The organism is Aquibacillus kalidii (assembly GCF_014280935.1).
Classification (GTDB): Bacteria; Bacillota; Bacilli; order Bacillales; family Amphibacillaceae; genus Aquibacillus_D; species Aquibacillus_D kalidii.
In genome coordinates this window covers 57743-81013 of the sequence record NZ_JACLZI010000032.1, presented here as the reverse complement: position 1 = coordinate 81013, position 23271 = coordinate 57743, and the positions used below count along the sequence as shown (strand labels likewise).

Annotated in this window: 18 protein-coding genes and 1 other annotated feature; of the genes, 2 read left to right on the top strand and 16 right to left on the bottom strand. The window is 35.5% G+C overall.

Features of this window, described 5'->3' with window-relative positions:
- Positions 1–38: 38 nt before the first annotated feature.
- Positions 39–401 carry a DoxX family protein gene (locus tag H7K77_RS06375; RefSeq protein ID WP_186576895.1) on the top strand — a complete coding sequence of 121 codons (363 nt, stop codon included), beginning with the start codon at positions 39–41 and terminating at the stop codon, positions 399–401.
- Between the two features lie 32 nt (positions 402–433).
- On the opposite strand, the gene H7K77_RS06370 is transcribed toward H7K77_RS06375, so the two are convergent.
- The 14 genes from H7K77_RS06370 to H7K77_RS06305 all read right to left on the bottom strand — a co-directional run bounded on the left by H7K77_RS06370 (position 434) and on the right by H7K77_RS06305 (position 19640).
- Positions 434–2173, bottom strand: coding sequence for a methyl-accepting chemotaxis protein (locus H7K77_RS06370; protein ID WP_186576894.1), 1740 nt, complete (start codon positions 2171–2173; stop codon positions 434–436).
- Between the two features lie 141 nt (positions 2174–2314).
- The gene (gene manA / locus H7K77_RS06365; protein ID WP_186576893.1) at positions 2315–3271 is read right to left on the bottom strand and encodes a mannose-6-phosphate isomerase, class I; all 957 of its coding nucleotides are present in this window, start codon (positions 3269–3271) and stop codon (positions 2315–2317) included.
- Positions 3272–3670: 399 nt separating this feature from the next.
- The gene (locus H7K77_RS06360) at positions 3671–4903 is read right to left on the bottom strand and encodes a S1C family serine protease (RefSeq protein WP_186576892.1); all 1233 of its coding nucleotides are present in this window, start codon (positions 4901–4903) and stop codon (positions 3671–3673) included.
- Between the two features lie 57 nt (positions 4904–4960).
- A complete protein-coding gene (locus tag H7K77_RS06355; protein ID WP_186576891.1) occupies positions 4961–5758 on the bottom strand; it encodes an MBL fold metallo-hydrolase in 798 nt (265 codons plus the stop codon).
- Entirely contained in the window at positions 5742–6698 is a 957-nt protein-coding gene (locus H7K77_RS06350; RefSeq protein ID WP_186576890.1) for a two-component system regulatory protein YycI, read from the bottom strand. Before H7K77_RS06350 ends, H7K77_RS06355 begins: the two co-directional genes overlap by 17 nt.
- Complete coding sequence (locus H7K77_RS06345) at positions 6679–8052, bottom strand: YycH family regulatory protein (RefSeq protein WP_186576889.1); 1374 nt, start codon at positions 8050–8052, stop codon at positions 6679–6681. Before H7K77_RS06345 ends, H7K77_RS06350 begins: the two co-directional genes overlap by 20 nt.
- Positions 8052–9878 (bottom strand): cell wall metabolism sensor histidine kinase WalK, encoded by a 1827-nt coding sequence (gene walK / locus H7K77_RS06340; protein WP_186576888.1) that lies wholly within the window; start codon positions 9876–9878, stop codon positions 8052–8054. The genes H7K77_RS06345 and walK overlap by 1 nt, the downstream gene beginning before the upstream one ends.
- Positions 9879–9884: 6 nt before the next feature.
- Positions 9885–10589, bottom strand: a complete 705-nt coding sequence (gene yycF / locus H7K77_RS06335) for a response regulator YycF (protein WP_186576887.1) — start codon at positions 10587–10589, stop codon at positions 9885–9887.
- A gap of 180 nt (positions 10590–10769) precedes the next feature.
- The gene (locus H7K77_RS06330; protein ID WP_186576886.1) at positions 10770–12206 is read right to left on the bottom strand and encodes a peptidoglycan DD-metalloendopeptidase family protein; all 1437 of its coding nucleotides are present in this window, start codon (positions 12204–12206) and stop codon (positions 10770–10772) included.
- Between the two features lie 902 nt (positions 12207–13108).
- A complete protein-coding gene (locus tag H7K77_RS06325) occupies positions 13109–14395 on the bottom strand; it encodes an adenylosuccinate synthase (RefSeq protein ID WP_186576885.1) in 1287 nt (428 codons plus the stop codon).
- A 351-nt stretch (positions 14396–14746) separates the two neighbouring features.
- Entirely contained in the window at positions 14747–16129 is a 1383-nt protein-coding gene (gene dnaB, locus H7K77_RS06320) for a replicative DNA helicase (RefSeq protein WP_186576884.1), read from the bottom strand.
- Between the two features lie 124 nt (positions 16130–16253).
- Positions 16254–16700, bottom strand: a complete 447-nt coding sequence (gene rplI, locus H7K77_RS06315; protein ID WP_186576883.1) for a 50S ribosomal protein L9 — start codon at positions 16698–16700, stop codon at positions 16254–16256.
- The gene (locus tag H7K77_RS06310) at positions 16697–18670 is read right to left on the bottom strand and encodes a DHH family phosphoesterase (RefSeq protein WP_186576882.1); all 1974 of its coding nucleotides are present in this window, start codon (positions 18668–18670) and stop codon (positions 16697–16699) included. The genes rplI and H7K77_RS06310 overlap by 4 nt, the downstream gene beginning before the upstream one ends.
- A gap of 31 nt (positions 18671–18701) precedes the next feature.
- Positions 18702–19640 carry a YybS family protein gene (locus H7K77_RS06305; protein WP_186576881.1) on the bottom strand — a complete coding sequence of 313 codons (939 nt, stop codon included), beginning with the start codon at positions 19638–19640 and terminating at the stop codon, positions 18702–18704.
- Positions 19641–19945: 305 nt separating this feature from the next.
- On the opposite strand from H7K77_RS06305, the gene H7K77_RS06300 reads away from it, so the two are divergent.
- Positions 19946–20731, top strand: coding sequence for an HAD family hydrolase (locus H7K77_RS06300; protein ID WP_186576880.1), 786 nt, complete (start codon positions 19946–19948; stop codon positions 20729–20731).
- Between the two features lie 116 nt (positions 20732–20847).
- Here H7K77_RS06300 and serA read toward each other — a convergent pair whose 3' ends face one another.
- Positions 20848–22437 (bottom strand): phosphoglycerate dehydrogenase, encoded by a 1590-nt coding sequence (gene serA / locus H7K77_RS06295; RefSeq protein WP_186576879.1) that lies wholly within the window; start codon positions 22435–22437, stop codon positions 20848–20850.
- Between the two features lie 139 nt (positions 22438–22576).
- Positions 22577–22800 (bottom strand) — a binding site (T-box leader).
- Positions 22801–23028: 228 nt separating this feature from the next.
- Positions 23029–23259 carry a 30S ribosomal protein S18 gene (gene rpsR, locus H7K77_RS06290; RefSeq protein WP_186576878.1) on the bottom strand — a complete coding sequence of 77 codons (231 nt, stop codon included), beginning with the start codon at positions 23257–23259 and terminating at the stop codon, positions 23029–23031.
- Positions 23260–23271 lie beyond the last annotated feature (12 nt).

The window sequence follows — 23271 nt, the reverse complement described above, 5'->3', positions numbered from 1 at the left end:
ACATATAAGTATCAACTTCTAAAAGGTGGTGACATCCTATGGCTCGAAATCTAACCTCTCTACAATTAATACGTTATGGAGTTGGCTATATCTTTATCGCCTCAGCAATTATGAAGTTATTTGTCGGGAATTTTGTTAGTGCTTTTGCTAGCTTTGGCATTCCCAATCCGGCAACGATGGTTCTAGTTGTGGCAATTGTAGAATTTGTTTGTGGGATACTCCTAATCTTAAATTACTACGTTCGAAATGCAACCATACCACTCATGGTGATTATAATTGCCGCTATCCTACTAACCAAAATTCCACTTTTACATCAGGGATTCTTCTCCTTTGCCTTTGAAGCAAGATTAGATATTATTACCCTTATTCTTCTTTGGATTACTTGGAAAAACCATAAGTAAAAGAAAACTCAGGTTACGAGAACCTGAGTTTTCTAGTTATCTAGAACAAACCTATCTACCTTTTGATTTAGATGATCACTCATAGTGGATAATCCATGCAGTGTGGCAGAGACCTCTTCAAAAGCAGCACTCACTTCCTCTGCTATGCCTGCTACAATTTCTGCATTAGATGAGTTATGCTTGGCAACTCCACTTACCTGCTGAATAGTTTCTCGTACTTTTCGTATTCTACTAGAAACCTTCTCCATATTTACCATTACATCATTTACATGCAAGGATACATTTTCCGTAGAATCAACTATTTCTTCAAATCTTCCTTTTGTGTTCAAAATAATTTCTTTTCCATTTTCAGTTGAATCCTTTGTTTGCTTCATCGTCTCTACCGCATAAACGGACTCTTGTTGTACATCTTGGATTATTGCGCTTATTTTCTCTGTCGCGTTAGCAGACTGGTTAGCCAACTTTCTCACTTCATCTGCCACTACTGCAAACCCCTTACCAGATTCCCCTGCTCTAGCTGCTTCAATAGCTGCGTTTAAAGATAGCAAATTGGTTTGGCTTGCTAAATCGCTGATTACGGAGACAATAGAATTAATTTGATTTGTTTTACCACCTAGAATATTAATCCTTTGCTCGGATTGCTTCACTTTAGATTCTATTTGGTTGATTTGATTAACGATTTCTTGCATATCTCCCATACCGTCTGAAGCTTTCTGTTTAGCTACACTAGATAAGCCTGTTACGGTTTCGATATTGTTCTCTACCTGATCGATTTGATTGGATATATCATTCATATAATCATTCATTCTTTCGATACTATCTAATTGATCCATTGTTTCCGATGAAACGGATTCCATCGATGCCGCCACTTGTGTGACACCGCTCTTTGTCTCCTCCGCGTTATGGGAAAGTTGTTCAGCCGTTATGTTGACATGCTTGATATTATCAATAACACCTTTTAGGACTTGTCCTAATGATTCAGTCATTATGTTAAAGTTATTCGTTAGACTTCCTAGCTCATCCTTTGTATGAACCTTTAAAGATGGAACGGTAAAGTCTCCTTTTGCCACTCTTTCAACCTGCTTAGATATTTTGGCTAGCGGTTTTGTAATAAGTATGACTGATAAATATATTAGAGCAACGGTCACAATAATAGATCCTATACTTATAATGATATTCCAACTAATTCCTTCTTGACTAAGTGTAACAGATTGTTTCACTCTAGCCTTTATCGTTTCATTTGCGTTATCCACAATCTTTAAAATCGAATTATTCGCTCGGTCAAAGTATGCGATACTCTTATAAGCTTCGTCCTTAGCTACATCATAATTACCATTTTTAGAATTAGAAATGACATTTTCGACTAACTGCTTATAGTTGTCACTATGTGTAACGAATTCTTTATATTGTATAGCCACATTTTTATTATCCAATTGTGTAACAATTGGTTCCATCTCTTTTTTACTCATTTCTAACTTCTCCATAGTTGACACTATATCACGCTCAATATTCTTCATGGTCACTGTCATCGTCGTACTAGTTAGCTCATTTATTAGCTTGTTTATGTATAATAGGTCGTTATTCATACTAGTTGCTTGAATCATAATCGGTAGGGACATTTGATCTATTTCTTTATTGTTATTTGTTATTGCACTCATCTTATTATAAGTAACTATGCTCATAATGATTAGTAATAGTAATACCACTGAGAAACTAATCACAAGACGTGTACGAATAGTTAGATTAGCTGTAAACTCTTCCCTCTTCTTCATATGCTGCCTCCTTCATACTATGTACCTATCATACATAATCGACAATTTTTGAAGAAGAGGTATAGAAGTAACTTTACCTAAATTTTACATAGAATTAATAAAAGGCCCAGGATTCGCTCCCTGAACCTTTTAAAGGATAAATTACGGATGTGATACGATAAATTCCGCATTACCTGATAATGTATAGCTATCAATCGTTGAAGGTAAAATGAAATTATCGCCCTTAGCAATATCGAAGGCATTGCCTTCAACTACAATCTGACCCTTTCCATCTACTACGCTAATTTGCAGAAAATCATTCGTTAAGCTTTGATCAACCTCTCCATCTAGTTGCCAGTGGTAAACAGTGAAATATTGTTCTTCGACTAACCTTTTCACCTTTAACCCATTACTTTCCGATTCAGATTGATCAATGTTCATTGTTTCATGTGGAACATTCGTCACCTTTATAGCAGCGTCTAGATGTAATTCTCTCGTATTTCCTTGTGCATCTGTTCGATCATAATCATAAACTCGGTATGTAATATCAGAGCTCTGTTGTGTTTCCAATATAACGATCCCTTTTCCAATAGCATGAATGGTGCCACTTGGAACATAGACAAAGTCGCCTGCTTTAACCGGAACCCTTCTTAACAAATCATCCCATTTACCATCTGCCACCATCGCTTTTAATTCGTCTTGAGTCTTCGCATGATGACCAAATATAATTTCAGCTCCAGGCTCTGCACTTAAAATATACCAACACTCTGTTTTACCATATGGTTGTTTCTCTACCTCTCTTGCATATGTATCATCTGGATGAACTTGGACAGATAAATCATCATTGGCATCTAATATCTTTATTAATAAAGGATATTCTTCCTCATTATCTTCTGCCTTATTAAATAACTCCCCATTTTTTTCCCAAGCATCCTTTAGTGTGAAGCCTTTTAATTCGCCATTTAGTATCGTACTTGGCCCATTAGGATGTGCAGAAATAACCCATGCTTCACCTGTATGTTCATATGGAATGTCATAGTGAAACTCTGTTTGAAGCTTTGTTCCACCCCATATTCTTTCCTGAAAAACTGGCTTTAAAAAGATAGGCTCTTTATACATCTTATACTCTCCTTAAATACTAGGATCATTAACAACTATAATTTTATGTCTCTTACTTAAGATACTATGTGTACAACATGAAATCAATTGAATCTTAATCGTTTTTATTAATCCATTTATTACTTATACACATAATTGTACACAACACGACAAAAAGTGACTTTATCAACAAACTTTCCCCAGTCACAAACAGGTTATCAACAGATTCTATCCACATATCCACAACCCCATTTGCTATTTTGTATCAGAATACGTGTTCGCTACCATATATAGAAAGTTATCCTCAGGTTAATCCACAGGGTGTGTATAAGTTTGTTGTTATGCACAGACCAAGCTGCAATGCCTTTATTCTTGGGTTTGCCAACAAAAAAAGACTAGGATTTCCCCTAGTCTTCCCTGTTAATAATCTAATGATGCTAGTTCTATCGTAGCTTGTTGCTTTTCACCATTTCGATAATAAGTAATAACCATATCCTCTCCAACTTCTTTCACTTGGTACAAATGCTTTCGGAGATCAATGATATTATTGATTTTTTGATCATCTAATTGAGTAATTACATCGTATGGAACCAAACCTGCTTTGTCAGCTGGTGAAGCTGGTTCTACACTTCTGATATAAATACCACCATCTATATCATCGGGTAGACTTAAGCTTCTTTCCCACTCAACTTGCGCGATATCTTCCAATGAATAAGCTTCTACTCCTAGATACGGTCTTGTTACGGTACCAGCCTGCTCTAACTGATTAATAATCGGGATCGCATCATCAACTGGAATGGCAAAACCAATTCCTTCTACAGCGGACTGAGCAATTTTCATCGAATTAATGCCAATCAGCTTACCACTCATGTTAATAAGAGCTCCACCACTGTTTCCTGGATTTATTGCTGCATCGGTTTGAATAACCTCAGCTTGCCAATCTGATCTACCGTCATTATCAAAATCCTGTGGGATCGCACGCTGCTTCCCACTAATAATTCCCTGTGTGACAGAACCTGATAAGTTCAACCCTAAAGGATTACCAATCGCTATAGCAGGCTCTCCAACCTTGATATTTTCAGATTTACCCATTTCAATAACCTTTTCTACATTACTGCTATCCATCTCTAAAACAGCTAAGTCTGTAAAAAGGTCGCTACCTCTTAATTCTGCTTTTACCCTCGTACCGTCTGTTAGGATAACTTCTACTTCATCTGCACCAGCAACAACATGATGATTGGTTACGACAAAAGCTCGTCCATCATCCACCTTATAGATAACTCCTGAACCGGTACCAGCTTCACCTGATTGCTCCTGTTGCCAAAAGTTTGATTGCGACTGAATGTTAGCAACACCAACAACCGCTGGTGCGACATCATCAACTATGTCTGTAATTTGTGTAGATACATCTACACTAATATTTTGTGTCATTCCTTCAAAATCACCTTGTAAGGAAGAATTGTTCTGTTCTATTCCGCTACTAGTTTGATCCTGAATAAAGATGTTATAAGGAAGTACGTTCATTTTCACTAATGTTGGTAAAGCAAAGGCAAACAAAAAGGCTCCAATTGCAATCCCCACTACAGTAGGTAAGAGCCAATTTGTTCGTTTGGATCGTCTTTGGGGTCGATAATGACCGTCATAATATCCCATTGGACCAACCCTTTCTAGAATGGTTTCTTACTTGTAGTTTGCCAAAACAAGTAAAATTTAAACCACTTCGTACAAAGGAGTTGGAACTTTTGGATCAGTATCATGAATTTCTAGCTCTGTTCCAATTGCATAGCCACGCTCATTTAAATAATTTTCAACAGACATTCTTGCTAATTCCTTCATATTATTATCCTTACTTAAATGGGCTAGATAAATTCTTTTCGTTTTATTTCCGATAATGTCAGTAAGCGCAATTGCACAGTCATCATTGGATACATGTCCAGAATCCCCTAATATTCTTCGTTTTACGCTCCATGGGTATCTTCCCATTCTTAACATAGATACATCGTGGTTTGATTCAAATACTAACGCATCTGCATCTTCTACCGTTTTCTTAATTCTTTCAGATACATAGCCAAGATCTGTAACAAGAGCTACTTTCTTTCCATTATGATGAAAGGTATAAAACATTGGTTCAGCTGCGTCATGTGATACTCCAAACGACTCCACATCAATATCACCAAATGTCTTTATTTCCTCCATATTAAAAATGAATTTTTGATCAAGCCCTATTTTTCCAATCGCATGATCCATCGCTTTCCACGTTTTCTCATTCGCATATATTGGTAATTTATATTTTCTCGCAAAAATACCCAACCCTTTTATATGGTCACTATGCTCATGTGTTACAAGTATTTTCGTTATTTCTTCCGGGTTAACACTTGCCTCATGAAAGAGACGCTCCATTTCTTTTCCACTTAACCCTGCATCAACTAAAATTTTCTCTTTTTCTGTTCCTATATAAAAAGCATTCCCCGAACTTCCTGAAGCTAGAACACTAAAGTTCAACGTCATTTTTCTCCACCCCAATTGTTGCATCAAATTTCTTAAGCATTCCCGTAATTAAATCACTCTTGGTTAATCCCTTTACACTACCCTCTTCAAAATTAACCAATTCAAGCTCTACACTAGCTGCATCTTCTAAATTCAGCCTTAAATTACTTAACGTCTCTTCAACAAAGACTGTTTCATCTCTAGATTGATAATGACGTTCGACAGCATTAACATAAAATACATCACCATCTTTTAATTGAACTTCCCATGTTGGAATTAGAACTTGAGCTCCATCAGGTAATGGCAAGATATTATGATAGCCTAATACCATATTTGTACGTATTTCGTCATCTGGCTGTATTTTCCCATTGTGATAAAGCGTAGATACAGCCTCGTATGCTTTAATTAATGGTTCTGTGTCAGTTGGATCATCCTTCTTTTCTAGCATTGTCTGGATATATCCAATCATTTTCCCATCTTCATTCAATTTAACTAGTAACAAACCACTTTGATTAAAAAAGATTGGGTACTCCATCTTTTGGAATAAGAGAATAGAGTTCGTATTTTGATCTATGCCCCATTTCTGATAACTCTCCCAACTTATAACATTATTATCGAGAATAGTTAAATTACTGTCAGGATTAATCTCTACTGGGCTATCAAATACAGAAATAATAGTATTGCTGTTTATCACAACGCTTTTTTGATTTTCAAATTTATCTAACTCTGCGATGTCATCTTTGGTAAATTCTTTTCTAACTGTATGAAGTTCTGATTCCTTGATTACACCTTCAGGAACTTTGTCCAAACCTAGTACATTATTCTTTAAGTTATCTTCCTCTGCTGACTCCGGTAAATAGGATTCATTTATGATCCGATTATTAACAAATTGATAGACTAAAAAAATGTCTAAGATGAAGAAACAGAGTATAAATAGCGATTTAATTTGTCCCCATTGCACTATTATACCCTCCCCCAGGCACATTCTTTTCGACTGGGTTAAACTCTTCCCAACCATTATAAGTCTTTATGTGCCACATTGGTTTCAAATCATAAACTTGTCCACCTGTCGATTCTTCAAGGTGATACCCTAAAGCAATATCTAATATAGAATTATACTGATTGCTATTCTCTAATGCATTAATCAATTGTTCACTGGAGTAAACATCATCACCAGCATTTTCATCAATTTCGTAGGAATTAGTTAAATTCACAAGTGGTCTGACGTACTCAGATACACTCTGGTCACGCATGGTAACCGATATATTAGCTAACCCCTTAGGGGAAAATATCGGATAGTTATGATAAGTTAACCGGAAAACACTACGATTCGTATCGGCGTTATATTGCAAATCAAATAATTGAAAACTAATTCCTTCTTCTTCTGCCGTCCATCCACTATGTGAATTGATAAAATTTAATGTCTGTGTAATTAGTTCACCATCTTTATTTTCTGAATCTCTACTTCTTTTATCTTCATTTTTTTCAGATGTAATGAAATTTTCGTAATCCATTAGTAACCCAGACACAACCATTGCTCTATTTCCATCTGTAAATACTTCTTCACCTGACCCCATTCTATAGGTTTTTTCCACTGAAGAAGGATTACTAAACAAGATGTTTTGTAATGATTGCGAATCTGGATCTATTGTTGTATATCTGAATTGTTTCGCAACAATTTTGGTATCCTTAGGTAAATAAATTGGCTTATCATTAACATTCTGATAGGTAATATACGATTGAAATTTATTGTTAACTTTGGATTCAGATAAGTAATCTACCACTTGAACTATGTTTTGGATATTTGCACTAATATCAATACCACTACCATCATTTTCAAAAACAATTTGATTCTTCGTTTGGTTGACGTCCATTGTGATATACATCCTCGAGAAACTTGTATTATTGTAGACCATACTATCATCAATCGTAAATAAATCCCCAATTAAAGACGATGGAATAGCAGTCGGAAAAATAATTTCCACATAATTGTCTGGCATTACTTCACTTTTATCCATAAAATCAACCATTTTAAAATCATAAAAAGACCAATCTTCTAGAAAACTTTTATAAAGCATATCTTCTTCCTCTTTATTGGCTAAGCCTAGAACATCATCACCTTCGTGAAAGAGAAGCTGCGAGGGCTGAATAATACTTTTTTTAGTCTCCTCATGCCCAGCAAGTTTAGCCTCCGTTGCTCGATCTCCATCTGCAGATTCATAATGTGGTTCATAGTTCCAGATAGCAAACGTGCAAAGTAAACTAAGGGAAATTAATAAAACTAGTATGATGGATTTAATCGTTTCTAATTTCATTATTTCCCACCTCTTTTCCTGTTTGTCAGTGGAAGTGTAAAGTTTATAGTCGTTCCTTCTCCTTCTTTACTGGTAGCCCATATCTTCCCATTATGCGCTTCAATAATTTCTTTAGAGATGGCCAGACCTAACCCAGTTCCACCTAGCTCCCTTGACCTTGCTTTGTCAACACGATAAAAACGATCAAATATTTTATCAAGTTTCTCTCTAGCAATACCAAGTCCCTGATCTGAAATACTCACGGTTAATCGATGCTTTTCTTTTTCAGCTTTAAAAGTTATCACTCCACCCTCAGGAGAGTACTTAATGGCGTTAGAGATAATATTGTCTATCACTTGGGTTATCTTATCTTTATCTAACCACATAAACACATTTTCCTTTGGTAGTTCTCTAACTATCCCAATTTTCTCAAGTTGATTCATTTCAAAGCGATCGATAATATGATGGAAAAAAGAGGTGATATTCACTCGCTCCTTATAAAGCGATTGCTCTTTATGATCCATTTTAGATAATTGCAGAAGATCATTAACTAAGCGAATCATCCGCTCTGTTTCATTTTGCGTGACATCTAGAAATCTCGGAGCAATTTCTTTATCTTCCCATGCTCCATCTGTCAAGGCCTCTAAATAACTACGCATCGTTGTAAGTGGCGTTCTTAATTCATGAGATACGTTTGAGACAAATTCTCTTCTTTCTCGTTCTACTTTCTCTTGTTCCGTAACATCACTAAGAACAGTAATTAAACCGGTAAAGTTTTCCCTTTCGTCTTGTACAATGGAAAAATTAGCTTTGATCAGGAAGAATTGTTCTTCATCACTAGCATCAATTATTATGGAACCCGCATCTTGAAATCCTTTTAAATCCACTATTTTGTCCTCTAGCTGTAACACTTCAACAAGGTTATGGCCTTTAATTTCCTCAAAGTTTTTCCCAATTAAATCAGCAGCGGGTTCATTCATTAACGTAATGGATCCCTCTTCATCTGTAGCAATGACGCCATCTGACATATTTGATAATACGGAACTCAGCTTTCTTCGCTCTTCTTCTGTAGTCAAAGTAGCCATATGCAATTTATCATTCATATCATTAAATGTAATAGCCAACTGGCCAATTTCATCTGTTCCATACACATTAACCTTTTGAGAAAAGTCACCTGTTGAAATAATCATAGCCTGCTTTCGCATTTCCGTTATGGGCTTTGTAATGGTTCTGGCAACAAGTATCCCTAAAATAATGGATACAGCAACCGCCAATCCTGTACCATTAAGAAAAATTTGATTTATTCTTTGTAATTGGCTATAAACTTCTTCCATTGAAGCCTCAATGTAGATTGCACCCAATGGGCTGTCATCAACGTCCTCTATAGGTACTACACGTACATATTCTCTATCATGCGTCACGTTATCCTGGAGAACCTTTGACGTATCTTGGCCATATCTTATGGCAACGTTGACACCACTTTCTCCCGTTATACGTTTGCCTATCAATTCGGGGTCCCCTTTGGAGCCGACAACCCGAAATTGCGTGTCAATAACCTGTAAGTCAGAATAAATATCACTGCCATACAAGGTTAAAACACTTTGAATATCCTGCTGGAGTGTTGGTCCTTCCCCTTCTTCAGGCCGCTCTTTCATAAACGCCTCTTCTAAGTTTGCAGTAAGAACCTGTAACCGTTCTTCTACATCGGCTGTAAAATTTTCTTTTAAGCTTGCCTCTAATTGTTGAGCAAAGTAGGCACCAATTACTTGTATTGCGAGCAATAACAATAGGGTAAGAATAATAATAATTTTAAATTGAATAGATTGGAAAAAGGTAACCTTCTTCATATTCGATTACTCCTGCTCAGGATTCCGCAAATAATACCCGACACCTCTTCTAGTTACAATCCAAAGTGGGTTACTAGGATTATCTTCAATCTTCTCCCTTAATCTTCGAACGGTAACATCAACTGTTCGAACATCTCCATAGTAATCATAACCCCATACAGTCTCTAACAGGTGTTCACGGGTCATTACTTGTCCTATATGACGTCCTAGGTAATGTAGTAATTCGAACTCTCGATGCGTTAATTCAATCTGTTTGCCGTCTTTGGTGACCGTATAAGCATCTGGATGAATAACTAATGTACCGATACTAATATCCTTTGTTTGTTTTGCATCCTCTGCAGGTGCCTGATGCTGCCTACGTAAGTTAGCTTTTACACGTGCAATAACTTCTCTATTACTAAATGGCTTCGTCACATAGTCATCTGCACCAAGTTCTAATCCCAACACCTTATCTATCTCTGAATCCTTTGCTGTAATCATTATGATTGGCATCGTATGTGTCTTTCTAACTTCTCGACATACTTCATTTCCATCCTTTTTTGGGAGCATTATATCTAATAACAAAAGATCCGGATTTTCTTGCTCAGTAAGTCTGACTGCTTCTTCCCCATCGTATGCACAGACTACTTCATATCCTTCTTTTTCAAGATTAAACTTTAATATATCTGCAATTGGCTTTTCATCATCTATTACTAATATTTTTTGACTCATATTTACACATCCTTTTTTTATGAAGGCTTTGCTACCTTTTATTTTAACTTACTTTTGTATAAAAGTCCTTTGCTAGCATGTACGTATTATTTTCCATCTATCATATTATTCTATTTTATTTATAAAAACCCTTGTTACAATTAAATGCAACAAGGGTTTCTGTTCATATCTTATTTTTTATTAGAAAGATCCTTCTGGGTTTACCAATGAACCATCTTTATAAAGTTCAAAGTGAAGGTGTACTCCAGTTGAATTACCTGTTGTACCCATAACCCCTATCTTACTACCTTTTTCTACTGTTTGGCCAGCATTGACACTAATAGATGAAAGGTGCGCATAAACGGTTCGGTATCCATTATTGTGGTCAATAATTACTTTATTTCCATATCCACCGTTATCCCATCCAGCAGAAACTACCGTTCCATTATCAGCTGCTAGAATAGATCTGTTGCTTACCCCTGCTATATCGATTCCTTTATGATAAGAGCCCCAGCGACTTCCCATATGGCTCGTGACAAAGCCACCAACTGCTGGCCACTGTAAATCACCACTACCACGAGATGGAACTACTTTCGTTCCCTTTATCACGATTTCCTTAACAGGTTCTTCTGTAACTGTTTCCTTTAATACTTCTTTATTGACAGTCTTTCCATTCACTGTCTCAAGGGCATAGTGTACTTCTTTGGCACCATCTTGTCCCTCTTGCTTAACCTTGGTGTCCCCTTTATATAGCTCATCAGAGGAGACAACCTCTTTTTCATGTTTAATAGTCTCTTCTACTAATTCTTCCTTTTTAACAACAACATTTACAAATGGTTTATATTCTGTGACATTTACTTCTTGTCCGATTTGGATCAGTGAATCCTCGTTTAACTTAGGGTTTAATTCCATAAGTTTTTTCAACGTTAAGTTATATTTATCAGCAATGCTTCCAAGTACTTCGCCTTCATCTACAATATGCTTCTTATCTTCAAGCGTTCCTTTTTCTAAAAGCTTTAGTCCATTTTCTTTAGTTAATAATTGATCTTCTGAAACTTTTTTTGATGAAACGGAAACCTTTTCGGATAGCTGTACGTCTATTACTTTAGAGTCACCTAGTGCTAAAGCATTTTCATCACCACTTTGTGGTTGCTCTAAAGCTTCTAATATCTCTTTATCTACATATTTAAGTTTTAGTTGCTTAATCGTATCTTCTGCAGTAGTTTGATCTTTAAAATAGCCAACTACATTGTTACCTACTTTTAATTCAAAGGCGTTAACCTGAACTGTCAATTCTTCTTCAAGTAAGTTTAAAACTTTTTCATTAGAAGCAACAGGATTAAATACTGTCTCACTTACATAAGAGATCTCTTCTTCAAAAGTATAAGAATACTCTTGGTTAGATTGTGTTAGATTATTTATTCTTTGATCGATGTACTGATCAATCACTTCTTTACTATCTACTTTACCTATATGTTCGCCATCCATATACACATGATAGATGGTATCTAGTTCTGATTCTGATGCATAGGCAACGTTAAATGTTAATCCAACTCCAACAATTGTAGTTAGTAATGTTTTCTTAATTAAACTACTTGTCTTTGTATTTAACCCTTGCCTGCCTAATAACTTCCTCATAAAAAAGTCCTCCTAAAGGATCCCAAACTTACTTTATGTAAGATTTACTTATTTTCTTTCTACTTTTATTCCTATCTTAATCTACCACATTAACTAGAGGTGTTTAAATAGTTTTATAGGTAATGTAATGAAACTGTATAATAACTTCCAAAAATAGCCTATTATTCTACATATTAATACATTTATAGTGTAATTTGTTACTTTTATAATGTAAATACACCCCTTATTTTTCAAAATTGTTACAAAACAGACCTTTGATGACGTTTTCAAGGGCTTGTTCATCATTCTATTAAGTTAAAAAACTATTAATTATTTATAACAGTACCTTTTTATTATCTATTTTGTATAGAATCACCAGTAAGAAGTTGGATAGGCAATATAACGAAGCGAAATCTTATGGTTTCTCTAATTTCGCAACGTTAGCTACCCTTTAACAAAGCGAAATCTTATGGTTTCTCTAATTTCGCGACGTTAGCTGCCCTTTAACAAAGCGAAATCTTATGGTTTTTCTAATTTCGCGACGTTAGCTGCCCTCTAACAAAGCGAAATCTTATGGTTTTTCTAGTTTCGCGACGTTAGCTGCCCTTTAACAAAGCGAAATCTTATGGTTTTTCTAATTTCACGACGTTAGCTGCCCTCTAACAAAGCGAAATCTTATGGTTTTTCTAATTTCGCAATGTAAGGAGCCCTTTACATTAGAGACTTCTTGATATTTATCTAATTCGCGACGTTAGAAGTCCTTTCGATTCACAATCCACAGCGTCGCATTTGCACTCAATAAATTAAAGAATTAAGTTACTGGAGATTTTATCTCAACTGCGTCATAGTGCAAGTCATGAGTTCGCAAAAAGTGCATAATAAAAACACACATCTAATTAGAAAATAGATGTGTGTTTATTACTTTAGCTATATACACTTCGAACCACATTGGTTTGAGATCTATCTGGCCCTACTGAAAATACGGATAAAGGAATTCCTGTTAATTGAGAAACCCTCTCTAAATAGTGACGAGCATTTTCCGGTAGCTCATGTAAGCTTTTAACACCAGTAATATCTTCCGTCCAACCCGGTAACTCTTCATAAACAGGCTCACATTCAGCAAGCTGTTTTAAACTAGCAGGAAATTCATCAATAATAGTTCCTTTATATTGATAAGCAGTACAAATTTTTAACGTTTCGATACCAGTTAAAACATCAATTGAATTTAACGACAAATCAGTTATTCCACTAACCCGACGTGCGTGGCGAACCACTACACTATCAAACCATCCAACACGGCGTGGTCTACCAGTTGTCGTACCATATTCTCTACCTACTTCGCGAATTGTATCGCCTATTTCATTATGCAATTCTGTTGGAAACGGTCCATCCCCAACACGAGTAGTATATGCTTTAGATACACCTACAACATGGTTTATTTTTGATGGTCCTACTCCAGAACCAATCGTAACCCCACCAGCTATTGGGTTTGAAGAGGTAACAAATGGGTATGTTCCTTGGTCAATATCCAACATAACTCCTTGTGCCCCTTCAAATAGTACACGGCGTCCATCATCTAAGGCATCGTTTAATACAACAGAAGTATCACAAACATACTTAGCTACTTGTTGACCATACTCATAATATTCTTCAAGTATTTCATCAATAGTTAGTTGATCTGTTTCATAAACCTTCTCAAAGAGACGGTTCTTTTCTTTAAGATTTAATGTTAACTTTTCTTTAAAAGCTTCTTTATCTAATAAATCAGCAATTCGGATTCCTACTCTTGCTGCTTTGTCCATGTATGCAGGACCGATTCCCTTTTTGGTTGTTCCAATTTTGTTAATACCCTTTTCTTCTTCTTGTAGTTCGTCTAGTTTTAGATGATAAGGTAAAATGACATGTGCACGATTACTAATTCTAAGGTTATCTGTACTAACACCTTTATCATGGAGATACTTTAGTTCTTCTACTAACGCTTTAGGGTCAATTACCATTCCATTACCTAAAACGCATATTTTATCATTAAAAAAGATCCCCGATGGAATCAAATGTAATTTATATGTAATACCATCGAACTTAATCGTATGTCCTGCATTATTACCACCTTGGTAACGTGCAACTACCTCTGCATTTTGCGATAGAAAATCCGTTATTTTCCCTTTTCCCTCATCGCCCCACTGTGTTCCTACTACTACTACTGAAGACATTCAAGGCACCTCCGCCATCCGAATTTTTTATATTATTGTTATAGCACATGATGATAGTATTTATGAAATTAGACGATTACCTTCATCTATAAGGCTTGGTATTTACCAAGATTTCTTACCAAGCTAAGTTTACCAATACCAACCTACATTGTCAAACTAATTTACGAACAATTTATATAAAAATAGATTAATTTGTTCGTATTTATTATACCGTACTTTATCAGAGTAAAACACTAAAGTTATTAGTGTTTTACTCTTTTTTATCTTAGTTCGTAAGTTAGTTTAGTCAAAAATAGAATAGACAAAAAAGGATTACCCTATTATAGGTAATCCTTTTTTGTCTATTCTATACTAAGCACCACTTCCAACTCCAACTGGTGGAACATCACTTTCCTGATAGCGGTGATCTAAGTCTACGAACTTATTATACTCTTTAACAAAAGCTAGTTCTACAGTACCTACTGGACCATTACGTTGCTTCGCTAATATGATTTCAATGATATTTTGTTTTTCAGACTCTTTATCATAATAATCATCACGATATAAGAACCCTACGATATCAGCATCTTGTTCAATACTTCCTGATTCACGTAAGTCGGACATCATTGGGCGTTTATCCTGTCTCGATTCAACACCACGTGATAACTGTGAAAGGGCAATTAACGGGACATTTAACTCTCTTGCTAAACCTTTTAGTGAACGAGAAATCTCGGATACCTCTTGCTGACGATTCTCTCCACCAGATTTACCGCTACCTGCAATCAATTGTAGGTAGTCAATTAAAATCATTCCTAGTCCATGTTCTTGTTTTAATCGACGACATTTGGATCGAATATCACTTACCCTTATTCCTGGCGTATCATCTATATAAATGCCTGCATTCGATAGACTCCCCATCGCCATAGTCAACTTGCCCCAATCCTCAGATTCTAGGCTTCCGGTTCGTAATCTAGTAGCATCAATATTCCCTTCAGCACATAACATACGTTGGACAAGCTGTTCAGCACCCATCTCTAGACTAAATATCGCCACATTTTCATCTGTTTTAACAGCTACGTTCTGGGCAATATTTAAAGCAAAGGCTGTTTTACCAACTGATGGACGGGCGGCAACAATAATTAAATCATTTCGTTGGAATCCAGAAGTTATCTTATCTAAATCCCTAAAACCTGTTGGTATTCCTGTAACGTCTGCATGATTTTGGTGTAACTGTTCGATATTATCATAAACTTCTATTAAAACATCTTTAATATTTTTAAAGGATCCAGAGTTTTGTCTATTAGAAACCTCTAGGATTTTTTTCTCTGCATCGTTTAGTACATCTTCAACCTCATCTTCTTTAGAAAAGCTATCCGTTACAATGTCTGTTGCTGTACGAATTAATCTTCTAAGAACAGCCTTTTCCTCTACCATTTTACAATAGTACCCAACATTGGCAGCGGTTGGCACAGCATTTGCGAGGTCACTAAGATAAGAAACTCCTCCTACCTCATCCAATATTTTAGCATTGGATAACTCGGTAGTCACTGTTACTAAATCTATCGGCTCACCTTTATCTGACAGTCTCAGCATCACATTAAAAATTCTTTGATGACTAGCACGGTAAAAATCCTCTGGCATTAATAATTCTGATGCAGTAGACAAGGCTTCAGGCTCTAAAAATATCGCACCTAAAATTGCCTGTTCCGCTTCAATATTATGTGGTGGGGTACGATCATTGAATTGTTCGCTCATTTGTGAGGCTCCTTTCTAAGAAGATTCTATTCTACTATTCATACAGCATTTTTTGTTTATTTTACTAGATAATTAGATAATGGGAGGATTTAATCCTCCCATCTTCATCATTTCATTCTATTACTTACTCTTCCGTAACATGTACTTTTATAGTCCCTGTAACCTCTGGATGAAGTTTTACAGGGACATTAGAATAGCCTAACGCCCTAATTGGATTATCTAACTCAATTTTACGCTTGTCCAACTTAATTTTATATGATTTCTTCAACTCATCTGCAATTTGCTTGCTAGTTATAGAACCAAATAAACGGCCACCTTCACCAGACTTTGCTTTTACATTAACTTCGATGTTCGCTAGTTTTTCTTTAAGTTGTTTTGCTTGATCAACTTCTTCTTGCTCTAATTGCTTTTCCTTATTTTTCTGTGCGCTTAATGCTTTCATATTTCCGCCAGTTGCTTCCACAGCAAGGTTGTTTTTCAAAAGATAATTTCGTGCGTATCCGTCAGATACATTTTTCACTTCTCCTTTTTTCCCTTTGCCTTTTACATCTTCAGTAAAAATTACTTTCATTCTGAATCTCTCCCCTCATAATACTCATCTATAACTGTTTTTAGTAAACCGTATGCTTCTTCAACTGACATATCATCTAGTTGAGTCGCTGCATTTGTTAAATGGCCACCGCCGTTTAACCTTTCCATTATGATTTGGACATTTACATTTCCTAGAGATCTTGCACTAATCCCTATGCGTTTATCAACCCGTTCTGAAATAACAAAAGAGGCTTCAATCCCTGTCATGGTTAAAAGCGTATCTGCTGCTTGTGCAATAACTACAGGTCCAAATGCTTCCCCAGCCTTACCCATAGAAATAGCAATGCCATCGCGATAAATTTGTGTATTTTCAATAAGATGACTACGTTTTACATAAATATTGAGGTCCTCTTTCATGAACTTTTGTACAAGTACTGTATCTGCACCTTTTGATCGTAAATAGGACGCTGCATCGAATGTTCGAGATCCTGTTCTTAAGGTAAAGCTTTTCGTATCAACAATAATACCAGCTAACAGTGCCGTTGATTCAAGCATATTTATTTTTAAATCTTTAGGTTGATATTCTAGTAATTCTGTTACCAATTCTGCAGTGGAAGACGCATATGGTTCCATATAGACCAACGTTGGATGATCGATGAATTCTTCTCCACGTCTATGGTGGTCAATAACCACTACGTGATCTGTTTTATTCAATAGTCGTTCTTCGGCAACTAGTGAAGGCTTGTGTGTATCAACAACTACTAATAATGTATTCTTTGTAACCATATTCATCGCATCGTCTGGATCCACGAAATACGACCACAATTCATCATCTTCTTTAATTTCCTCTACTAATCGTTGAACACCAGTATCAATATCATTTTCATCTAAAATAATATATCCTTCCACACTATTTGCTAAAGCTACTTTGAGGATCCCAATAGCAGCACCAATAGAATCCATGTCTGGTGATTTATGTCCCATAATTATAACATTTTCACTCTCACGAACTAATTCCTTTAAAGCATGTGAAATTACGCGTGCTCTAACCCTAGTTCGTTTTTCCATTGGGTTTGTTTTACCACCATAGAAACGGACCTTACCTGCTTCTTCTTTAATCACCACTTGGTCGCCACCACGACCTAATGCTAAGTCTAAACTAGATTGTGCTAATTCTCCAAGGATAGGTAGCGACACACCGCCAAGACCTATACCTATACTTAGTGTTAGTGGTACATTCTTATCTGATATAAGTTCGCGTACCTCATCTAATATTTCAAACTTAGACTTTTCTAACTGTTCTAGTATTTGTTGATTCATTACTGCTAAAAATCTTTCCTGTGATGTACGCTTTAGATAGATACCGAACTGTGTTGACCATTCATTTAGGATGGAGGTTACACGTGAATTAATCTGGCTTTTAGCAGTGTCGTCCATCGCTTGTGTGATCTCTTCATAATTATCTAAGAAAATAATCCCTAAAACAGTTTGTTCATTATGATATAAGTTTTGAATTTCAGTCTGCTTCGTACGGTCAAACAAATATAATAATCGTTCATCTTTCTTGTTTATTGCTTGAAATTCGAATTCATCTAAAGGTATCCAAATCTCATCCTTATCTTCTTTAATCATCGGTATTAAATCGTCTGATAAATCAGCTAAGGTCTTTCCAACTACATTTTCATCTGTAGTAAATTTATTCATGTACGGATTAGTCCATTCAATGACATAATCCTCACTATACAAAACGATACCAATTGGCATTTCTAATAAAGCTTCTTCCCCTACCTTTTTAACTCGGTAAGATAGCGTAGTGATATATTCTTCTGTCTCATTCAACAGCTGTTGCTCTGTTCGAATACTATTGTATAAAGAAACTACAAGCAGAATGGTCATAATGATTCCAAAGAAAAACTGGTAATACCAAATAAATCCTAGGAGAATAATGGATAAACCATATATGATCCATAAATGATTGCTCATTACTGGCTTCTTAAAAAAATCTGGCATGATAATCAGCTCCCAAACTCAAAATTCGAGCTCACTTTGCTTTTAATTTCTTTCTTAATGAAAAACCTAAATCAATTATACCTAAGATTCTGGCCAAATAAAGTCCAATAGGTAGAAAAAGAACAGTAAATACAGTAACAATTATTGGTATTGCTATGGAAGCCTTTTTCATATAAGTCCAATAAAAGATAAAAGATATCCCTTGTAGTGCGATAAGTATGCCTGTTAATTGAGATACATTAATGCTCACTTGATACATCATACTATTAGTTTCATAATCAAATGATGAAAAAATAATGGTAAATAGATATACCCACACTAATATTTTAGGCAATACAAAATTTCTAAATGGCGGAAAATAAAGTTTTGTCTTTTCTAGCTTATTCAATACTTTAAAACTAAGCCATTCCGTTATAAATGCAAGGAATAAAGCCATAACGACAAATATAACTGGAAGTAAGTCGACAACAACCATAATTTCTTCACGGATTTGATCTAACTCTTCTGGAGTAAATTGTTGAATTCCAAAACTGTTCATTAACTCCTGTGTTGTATTTATCGATTGTTCCATCGTCTGGTTTAATTCATTTATAATATTTATTCCAAAAACTAACTGTACAAAAATAAATATCATTAACATCCCAAGTACAAAACCAGCAGTCCCTCTCGCTAAGATCTCATAGGCTGATAACTTTTGATTAATAGCCATCCCAATAAACAATCCCCCTAATCCTGCAAGAAGTGTAAGTGGGAATGATAAGATCATCATATAAAACAGTGACACTACTAATAGAAATAAGACAAACAAACATGCAGAGATGTTCCCATTCCTTACTGTATACACAATAATTGGTATAGGCAGTAAAAATACAGTTAATATCTCCGAAGCAGGAACGATTACCGTTATTATGATTAATAGCATATATATAGCGGCAAATAACAATCCTTCCTGTAATACTTTTTTATTCATTGAGACACCTCTTTATCGATTCAACTAACTTTTCAAACATTGTCAGAAAAAGCACAGCTATCTTTGCTGTGCTTTTTTCACTAGCTTCTAACGACTAAGTTCATTACTCGATTATAAACATTATGACACGGTATTACAAATCTTTCTGTTTCCAGTTGACTTCATTCACTAAGTGTTCACTTTTATTGTTAATTCATATATATGGAAGGGTATTCAGAATATTTATATTACATTGAAAATATATCCGTTTACTTTATAATATAAGGAATGACCTGCTTTTTCTATTAATTTTTTGGAGGGTAATAATGATAAAATCTATCTTTTTCGATCTAGATGATACACTACTTTGGGATAAGAAAAGTGTCAAACAGGCATTTATCGCTACCTGTAAACTTGCAGAAGAAAAATACAGGGTAAATCCAGCACAGTTAGAAGACGCTGTACGAGAAGAAGCTAAGATACTTTATGCTTCTTATGAAACATATGATTTTACACAGATGATTGGAATAAACCCTTTTGAAGGACTTTGGGGGGATTTCTTGGATAGTGGGGATAATTTTAAAAAGATGAGTAAAATCGTACCGTCTTATCGAAAAGATGCCTGGTTTAATGGCCTTAAACAAATTGGTATTGATGATAAAGACTTTGCTACACATCTTGCAGAGCAATTCCCTATTAATCGTAAAGATAATCCATTTGTTTATGAGGATACTTTCGATGTTTTAGATAAATTAAAAGATGACTATCAATTACTTTTACTTACTAACGGTTCTCCTAGTCTACAAAATACCAAATTGGAAATCACGTCTAGGCTACGCCCCTATTTTGACCACATAATCATCTCAGGTGCATTTGGTAAAGGGAAACCTGATCCCGATATTTTTGAGTATGCACTAGATAAAGCTAATCAGGACAAAGATGATGTCATTATGGTCGGAGATAACTTAATGACAGATATTCTTGGTTCTAATCGAGCAGGTATTCGAAATGTTTGGATTAATCGAGAAGATAAACCAAGAAGTGAGGTAAAACCTACATACGAAATCAATCATTTAGAGCAATTATTTTCTATATTAAATGATATAAAATAATTAGTACACTTGTAGGCTTTTATTTGTAAAAGTAAAAGCTTAGTCCCAACTATGTTAGGACTAAGCTTTTTTATTGTTCTTTGGAAGTTTCTTTTGTATCTGTTAAGGAATACTTTTTATAGTTCTATTGCTGTCACACCGTTAATATCATCTAGGTTATTTAATTGCTGTAACTCATTATCGTTTAAAAGCTTATCAACCGTTAAAATCATAATTGCATCGCCACCAACATTAGAACGACCTACCTGCATAGTCGCGATATTTATTTCATTTTCTGCTAATAAGCTACCAACCTTACCTATTGCCCCAGGTTGGTCTTTATGACGAATAAATACTATATGTCCCTCTGGTACAACATCAACACTATAATTATCAACTTGAACAATTCTTGCTCCGAGACCATTTAGCAGGGTACCAGCGATTGTTCTGGTAGCAGCCTTTGTTTTGACTTCTACTTTTAAAAGATTTGTGAATCCTTTAGTTGCTTTAGACTTTTGCTCATTAACATCAATACCTTTTTTCTCGGCTAGGAAAGAGGCATTAACATCATTAACATGACTTCCTAAATGGCGTTTAAGAATTCCCTTTATTGTATTTCTAGTTAAAGGGGCAACCTCAAGCTCTGTTAACTCTCCTGAGTAAACGATATTAATCTCTTCAATCACATCTTTAGTTAGGTGTGTAAGAAACGTACCAAGTTTTTCAGATAGGTTGAAATATGGCTCAATTCGTTTCATAACATCCTTGGCAACAGAAGGTAAATTCACAGGGTTTCTAGCTAAACCTCCAGTTAAAAAGCCAACTACATCTTCACTAACGTCTATTGCTACATTTTCCTGAGCCTCTATAGTACTTGCACCTAAGTGTGGCGTTGCAATGACTTCAGGAAGTTCAAGTAATTTATGATTAACGGCAGGCTCTTCTTCAAATACATCTAACCCAGCTCCTGCGACCTTCTTGTTTATGATTGCTTCGTAGAGAGCCTCTTCATCAATGATACCTCCACGAGCACAGTTAACAATTTGCACACCGTCTTTCATCATTTCAAATGCTTCTTTATTAATCAAGTGCCTTGTCTCTTTTAATAATGGTGTATGAACCGTAATAAAGTCTGCTTGTCGGACAACATCCTCTACAGTACCATAGTCAACACCCATTTTTTCGGCCTTTTCAGCAGTTAGAAACGGATCATAGGCAATAATATTCATCCTTTGCCCTTTAGCTCTTGTAGCTACCTCAGCTCCTATTCTACCTAGCCCAATAACGCCTAATGTCTTCCCTTTCAGTTCTACACCTACATGTGATTTCCGATCCCACTTTTGATTTTTGAGTGCATAAAATGCCTGAGGAATTTTACGTGCTAATGACATAATCATGGCTATTGTATGCTCTGCTGCAGAATTAGTATTTCCGTCTGGTGCATTAACAACAATTATACCGTGTTCCGTAGCTGCATCTAAATCTATGTTATCTACCCCAACACCAGCACGACCGATGATCTTTAAATTAGTAGCTTTATTGATGATTTCTCTCGTCACTTTAGTCTGGCTACGAACTAATAATGCATCAAATTGGCCAATTTTATCCGCTAATTCAGCTGGAGATAGATCTGTATCCACTACTACTTCAATATTACTTGCTTCCCTTAATGGTTGAATACCTTCTTCACTTAACGGATCACTGATTAAAACTTTAAATGTTGTCATTACCTTACCTCCTAATAAAATAAAAATTCTATTGGCTACTAAATAAACATAAATGAGAACAATTCCTAAAATTTATAAAACATATAAAAGTGTATTTAAATATAAATAAATAAAAAAACTTCCCACCCCCTACTACTTGGTAAGGGGCGAAAAGTTAACTCACGCGGTACCACCCTTTTTCACTGTGCAATATTCCACAGTCTTCATTGGCATCATGCATAACGGGCATGTTCCGGGTAAACTTACTATATTTCAGCTTACCTATTCCGGAGTGCTACTCACTGCTAGAAACACTGGTTTTCACCAACCACCAGCTCTCTTAAGTTTCCTATTCAATGAACCTTTCTCCATCTTCATATTTATTAAGAATTTTGAATTTTCATTTATCATAGCAGAATTATAAAGTTTGTCAACATATATAACAGAACATTTATATTGAAAACGCTATCTATTTATATTATTTTCATCGTATAAATATACTCTTTCTATTGATTTCTAAGACTAGGATAACTACCAACTAGTAAGGATATAGACTACTATGGTCATCAAAAAAAAACCTATCTGTATAAACAGATAGGTTTTCATAATTAACTACTCAGTCACGTATGGCAATAATGCCATTTGACGAGAACGTTTGATTGCTCTTGTTAATTTACGTTGGTACTTTGCAGAAGTTCCAGTTACACGACGAGGAAGAATTTTTCCACGTTCAGAAACGAAACGTCTTAGTAAATCTACATCTTTATAGTCGATGTGTGTAATTCCATTCGCTGTAAAATAACACACTTTACGACGCTTTGCACGACCACGACGAGCTGCCATAAGGAAAACCTC

Coding starts and splice junctions, on each gene's coding strand:
- rpsR (WP_186576878.1), bottom strand. CDS start 23,259: ATGGCAGCTCGTCGTGGTCGTGCAAAGCGTCGTAAAGTGTGTTATTTT.
- walK (WP_186576888.1), bottom strand. CDS start 9,878: ATGAAGAAGGTTACCTTTTTCCAATCTATTCAATTTAAAATTATTATT.
- H7K77_RS06370 (WP_186576894.1), bottom strand. CDS start 2,173: ATGAAGAAGAGGGAAGAGTTTACAGCTAATCTAACTATTCGTACACGT.
- H7K77_RS06300 (WP_186576880.1), top strand. CDS start 19,946: ATGATAAAATCTATCTTTTTCGATCTAGATGATACACTACTTTGGGAT.
- H7K77_RS06360 (WP_186576892.1), bottom strand. CDS start 4,903: ATGGGATATTATGACGGTCATTATCGACCCCAAAGACGATCCAAACGA.
- serA (WP_186576879.1), bottom strand. CDS start 22,437: ATGACAACATTTAAAGTTTTAATCAGTGATCCGTTAAGTGAAGAAGGT.
- H7K77_RS06325 (WP_186576885.1), bottom strand. CDS start 14,395: ATGTCTTCAGTAGTAGTAGTAGGAACACAGTGGGGCGATGAGGGAAAA.
- yycF (WP_186576887.1), bottom strand. CDS start 10,589: ATGAGTCAAAAAATATTAGTAATAGATGATGAAAAGCCAATTGCAGAT.
- H7K77_RS06310 (WP_186576882.1), bottom strand. CDS start 18,670: ATGCCAGATTTTTTTAAGAAGCCAGTAATGAGCAATCATTTATGGATC.
- dnaB (WP_186576884.1), bottom strand. CDS start 16,129: ATGAGCGAACAATTCAATGATCGTACCCCACCACATAATATTGAAGCG.
- H7K77_RS06330 (WP_186576886.1), bottom strand. CDS start 12,206: ATGAGGAAGTTATTAGGCAGGCAAGGGTTAAATACAAAGACAAGTAGT.
- manA (WP_186576893.1), bottom strand. CDS start 3,271: ATGTATAAAGAGCCTATCTTTTTAAAGCCAGTTTTTCAGGAAAGAATA.
- H7K77_RS06345 (WP_186576889.1), bottom strand. CDS start 8,052: ATGAAATTAGAAACGATTAAATCCATCATACTAGTTTTATTAATTTCC.
- rplI (WP_186576883.1), bottom strand. CDS start 16,700: ATGAAAGTAATTTTTACTGAAGATGTAAAAGGCAAAGGGAAAAAAGGA.
- H7K77_RS06375 (WP_186576895.1), top strand. CDS start 39: ATGGCTCGAAATCTAACCTCTCTACAATTAATACGTTATGGAGTTGGC.
- H7K77_RS06355 (WP_186576891.1), bottom strand. CDS start 5,758: ATGACGTTGAACTTTAGTGTTCTAGCTTCAGGAAGTTCGGGGAATGCT.
- H7K77_RS06305 (WP_186576881.1), bottom strand. CDS start 19,640: ATGAATAAAAAAGTATTACAGGAAGGATTGTTATTTGCCGCTATATAT.